The organism is Sandarakinorhabdus sp. (genome assembly GCF_031422795.1).
In the GTDB taxonomy this organism is placed as follows: Bacteria; Pseudomonadota; Alphaproteobacteria; order Sphingomonadales; family Sphingomonadaceae; genus Sandarakinorhabdus.
In genome coordinates this window covers 1-4,343 of sequence record NZ_JANPML010000407.1, presented here as the reverse complement: position 1 = coordinate 4,343, position 4,343 = coordinate 1, and the positions used below count along the sequence as shown (strand labels likewise).

Annotated in this window: 5 protein-coding genes and 1 pseudogene; 1 reads left to right on the top strand and 5 read right to left on the bottom strand. The window is 69.0% G+C overall.

From position 1 onward, the window contains the following. A partial coding sequence (locus RMO81_RS14235; protein WP_310476561.1) for a YraN family protein occupies nt 1–315 on the bottom strand: 315 nt, incomplete at its 3' end. Next, on the bottom strand, nt 308–1,180 hold the full coding sequence (gene rsmI / locus RMO81_RS14230; RefSeq protein ID WP_310476560.1) for a 16S rRNA (cytidine(1402)-2'-O)-methyltransferase: 873 nt from the start codon (nt 1,178–1,180) through the stop codon (nt 308–310). The genes RMO81_RS14235 and rsmI, both read right to left, overlap by 8 nt. Here rsmI and RMO81_RS14225 point away from each other — a divergent pair, their 5' ends adjacent. Continuing rightward, nucleotides 1,181–2,431: a penicillin-binding protein activator gene (locus RMO81_RS14225; RefSeq protein ID WP_310476559.1), complete on the top strand. Its 1,251-nt coding sequence runs from the start codon at nt 1,181–1,183 to the stop codon at nt 2,429–2,431. It begins immediately after the preceding gene. On the opposite strand, the gene hemW is transcribed toward RMO81_RS14225, so the two are convergent. The 3 genes and pseudogenes from hemW to RMO81_RS14210 form a co-directional block, all read right to left on the bottom strand. Then, complete coding sequence (gene hemW / locus RMO81_RS14220) at nt 2,428–3,576, bottom strand: radical SAM family heme chaperone HemW (RefSeq protein WP_310476558.1); 1,149 nt, start codon at nt 3,574–3,576, stop codon at nt 2,428–2,430. The genes RMO81_RS14225 and hemW overlap by 4 nt on opposite strands. Next, nucleotides 3,573–4,160: an RdgB/HAM1 family non-canonical purine NTP pyrophosphatase gene (gene rdgB, locus RMO81_RS14215; protein WP_310476562.1), complete on the bottom strand. Its 588-nt coding sequence runs from the start codon at nt 4,158–4,160 to the stop codon at nt 3,573–3,575. Before rdgB ends, hemW begins: the two co-directional genes overlap by 4 nt. Before the next feature lie 5 nt (nt 4,161–4,165). After that, a pseudogene (locus tag RMO81_RS14210) lies at nt 4,166–4,343 on the bottom strand (ribonuclease PH); the annotation flags it as partial.

Here is a 4,343-nt window from a genome sequence, read left to right as displayed (position 1 = left end):
TGTGATCACGACGGCATCGTGCCTGAGCACGGCGCCCGGCCAGCCGTGCCGAGTGGCGAGCCAGCGCGCCGCTGCCTGACAACGCCGCGCCTGGGCAAGATGCAGCGCCGCCACGCCGGAGTCGAGAGTGGGCCGCGCCTTTACCTCCACAAAAACCAGCGCGTCGCGGCGACGGAGCAGCAGATCAATCTCGCCGCCAGGCGTCTTCAGGCGGCGGCCGAGCAGCCGATAACCCTTGGCGATCAGCCAGATGGCGGCGACATGCTCGGCCAGGCGGCCCTTTCGCTCATTGGCCTTTCGGCGGGAATCAGCCATGCTTCAGGGCCAGCGCGCGAGCATAGACTTGCGCTTTGGGCAGGCCCAGCCGGTCAGCCACGGCCTTGGCGGCGTCTTTAACGCGCTTGGTGCCCAGCGCTTCCCGCAGCGCCGAATCAAGATCATCCGCCGTGGCCGCCGGCGCCGGCAGCGGCGGGCCGACCATCACGACAATCTCGCCCTTGGGCGGCGCATCCGCCCAGCGAGCGGCCAGTTCCGACAGCGGGCCCGTAATCATCTCTTCGAATTTCTTGGTGAGTTCGCGGCCCACGGCGGCTGGCCGGTCGCCCAGCCCGGCGTGCAGCGCCGCCAGCGTGACCGCCAGGCGCGGCCCGGATTCGTAGAACACCAATGTTGCCGGCACGGCGGCCAGTTCGGCAATCGCATCGGCCTTGGCCTTTGCCTTGGTGGGCAGGAAGCCGGCAAACAGAAACCGGTCTGTGGGCAGGCCGGCGATGCACAGGGCGGCAATCACCGCCGATGGTCCGGGCACCGTGACCAGATTGACGCCCGCCGCGCGCGCTTCGGCCACCAGTTTGTAGCCGGGATCGGAAATCAGCGGCGTGCCAGCGTCGGAGACCAGCGCCACGGGCTCATTCAGCGCCTGCGCAATCAGGCGGGGGCGCATCACGCCGGCGTTGTGATCGTGATAGGGCAACATCCTGGTCTTGATGCCGAATGCCCCAAGCAGCTTGCCCGTTACCCGTGTGTCTTCGCAGGCGATCAGACTGGCGCGGGCCAGCACCAGCAGGGCGCGGGCGGTGATGTCCATGAGATTGCCGATCGGGGTGGCCACAATGTATAGGCCGGCGGCAAGTGGTTCGGCGGGCGGGCTGGCCGGATCAAATGAAGGGTGCTGGATCACATGGCTATCAAGAGCGGGGTTGAGCCCGGCTGGCAAGTGTTGCGCAGCGTTTTCATCGGGCTTGGCGTGCTGGTCGCGGCCTGTTCGACGCCCAAAAGGGCCCCGCCGGTGATTGCACCGCCGCCGCCGCCGCCGGTCGTCGCGCCGCAGGTGGTGCCGCTGCCCGAAGCCCGGCTGAACAAGGTGGCGCTGCTGGTGCCGCTTACCGGCCCCAACGCAGCGCTGGGCGAATCCATCGCCAATGCCGCCGCGCTGGCCATGGCCGATCTCGGCAGGCCGCAGGTGCAACTGCTCAGTTTCGATACAGCGCCGGGTGCGGGCGAAGCGGCGGCCAAGGCGATGGCCGCCGGTGCCGGCCTGATCCTGGGGCCGCTGCTGGCCAGCGATGTGCCGGCGGTGACGGCGGCCGTGGCCGGGCGGCCGGTGCCCATCCTGTCGTTTTCCAATGATGCCGGGGCGGCCGGTGGCGATGTTTTCGTCATGGGCTTTCAGCCCGGCCAGGCCATTGCCCGCGTCATCAATTATGCGCGCAGCCGCGGCGTGGATCGTTTTGCGGCGCTGGTGCCGCAGGGTGCCTATGGCCAGCGCGCGCAGCTGGCGTTCGTGAAGGCGGTGAACGATGCGGGCGGCCGCTCGACCGCGGTCGTCTCCTACGCCCGCGATCCGGCCAAGCTGGCGGCAGCGGCGGCGCAGGTGACCAACTATGATGCCCGCGTGCGCGCCAGCGGCAAGCCGCAGATTCGCGCCGATGGCACGGTGGCGCGGGTGGCCGGCGCGCTGGCGCCGGTGCCGTTCCAGGCGCTGATGATTGCCGATTCCGGCGCAGCCGCAGCGCGTTTCCTCACGCCGCTGGCGCGATTTGGCGCAGCACCCGGCCAGATGGTGATCCTGGGCACCGAATTGTGGAACAACGAGCCTGGTTTGGCCCGGGTGCCGGCGCTGAAGGGCGCGCTGTATGCCACGGTGTCGGATACACGCTTCAACAGCCTGGCCGCGCGGTATCGCGCCAAGCACGGCACCAACCCGTCGCGGCTGGCTTCTTTGGGCTATGATGCGGTGCTGCTGGCAAGCAGCCTGGCGGCGCGCTGGCCGCTGGGGCAACCGTTCCCGCGCGCCGCCCTGCTGGCCCGCGACGGTTTTGCCGGCATCGATGGCGCGTTCCGCTTCACCCCGTCGGGCGTTGCCGAACGCGCGCTGGAGGTTGATCAGTTGGGCACGGGCACCGTTTCGCCGGCACCGAACAGCTTCTAACGCGCGATCTCTGCCAGCACGGCATTGGCCAGTGGCCAGCCGGCGGCGGTGAGGCGCAGGCCGCGTGCGTCGCTGATCAGCAGGCCCTGTGCCACCAGCCGGGCAACGGCATCGGGCTTTACCGCATCGGCCAGCGGAGTGCCGCTGCGCGCGGCAAAGCGCGCCGCGTCCAGCCCTTCGGCCAGCCGCAGCCCCATCACCAGCGCTTCGGTGGTGCGTTCCGCCACGGTGAGCGGTGTCTCGCTCTCCATGCCGTGGCCGGCCTCGGTAACGCCGGCCAGCCATTGTTCCGGCTTCTTGCGCCGCAGCGTCGCCACGCCTTCCCGTCGGCCATGGGCGCCTGGCCCGATGCCGGCATAATCGCCATAGCGCCAATAGGTCAGATTGTGCCGGCTTTCGCGGCCGGGGGCGGCGTGGTTGGAGATTTCATAGGCCGGGATGCCTGCCGCCGCCGTCACGCCTTGGGTGATGGCAAACAGATCGGCGCTGGTATCCTCATCGGGCATGATCAGCTGTCCGCGCGCATGCAGCGCAGCAAAACGCGTGCCGGGTTCGATGGTGAGCTGGTACAGCGACAGGTGCGTGGTGCCGAAACCGAGCGCGCGCGCCAGTTCGGCCTGCCAGCTTTCGCGGGTCATCCCCGGCCGATCGTAGATGAGATCAAAGCTGACCCGCCCGAACGTCGCCTGCGCCACATCCAGCGCCGCCAGCGCGGCGGCAACGTCATGCGGGCGGCCGAGCAGTTTGAGCGCGGCGTCATCGAGGGCCTGCACGCCCAACGACAGGCGGTTGACCCCGGCACTGGCAAAGCCGGCAAAACGGCCGGCCTCGACGCTCGACGGATTGGCCTCCAGCGTGATTTCCAGATCGGGTTCAGGGGTCCAGTGCCGCTGGGCGGCCTCGATGATGGCGGCCACGGTGGCAGGCGGCATCAGGCTGGGGGTGCCGCCGCCGAAAAAGATGCTGGCCAGCCGGCGGCCGGGCAGGCGCGCGGCTTCAAAGGCCAGATCGGCGAGCAGGGCCTTGGCCCATGCCGCCTGGTCCACGGACTCGCGGACATGGGAATTGAAATCACAATAGGGGCATTTGGTGACGCAGAACGGCCAGTGGACGTAGAGCGCAACCGGTGGCAGCGCGCCTGTCATGCCGCTGGCGGCAGCAGCGCGTCCAGCAGCCGGAATGCCCGCGCGCGGTGATTGTCTGCTTCCTTTTCGGCGCGGGGCATTTCGCCATAGGTTTGGCGCTTGCCGTCCATCAGGAACATCGGGTCATAACCAAAACCATTGCCCCCGCGCGGCGGCCACACCAGCGTGCCGTCCACCCGGCCTTCCACAGCCTCTGTGTGGCCATCAGGCCAGGCCACGCACAAGGCGCAGATGAAATGCGCGGTGCGGGGTTTGTCGCCCAGCTCCTCGTTCACGCGCGCCATGGCGACGCTGAAATCCTTGCCCGGCCCGGCCCAGCGTGCCGAGTAAATACCCGGCGCGCCGCCAAGGCCATCGACGCACAGGCCGCTGTCGTCGGCGATCGCCGGCAGCCCGCTGGCCGTCGCGGCGGCCAGCGCCTTCAGCCGGGCATTGCCGATGAAACTGGTTTCCGTCTCATCAGGTTCGGGCAAGCCCAGGCTGCCGGCCGACACCACATCCAGACCGTGGGAGCAGAGCAGTTCGGCCAGCTCCACCACCTTGCCCGGATTGTGCGTGGCCAGCACCAACCGGCCCGCCGCCAGCGCTCTCACCGACCGGCAGCCTTCAGCTGGGCGGCAAATACGTCGGCGCAGCCGATGCGGGCGAGGCGGAGCAGGCGCAGCAGCGCTTCCTCGTCGAACGGCACGCCTTCGGCGGTGCCCTGCACTTCGACGATGCCAGCCTTGTCGGTCAGCACGAAATTGGCATCGGTATCGGCGGCGCTG

Bases quoted from the DNA above. Each gene is read 5' to 3' on its own strand.
- RMO81_RS14225 (WP_310476559.1), top strand. From the start codon at position 1,181: ATGGCTATCAAGAGCGGGGTTGAGCCCGGCTGGCAAGTGTTGCGCAGC.
- hemW (WP_310476558.1), bottom strand. From the start codon at position 3,576: ATGACAGGCGCGCTGCCACCGGTTGCGCTCTACGTCCACTGGCCGTTC.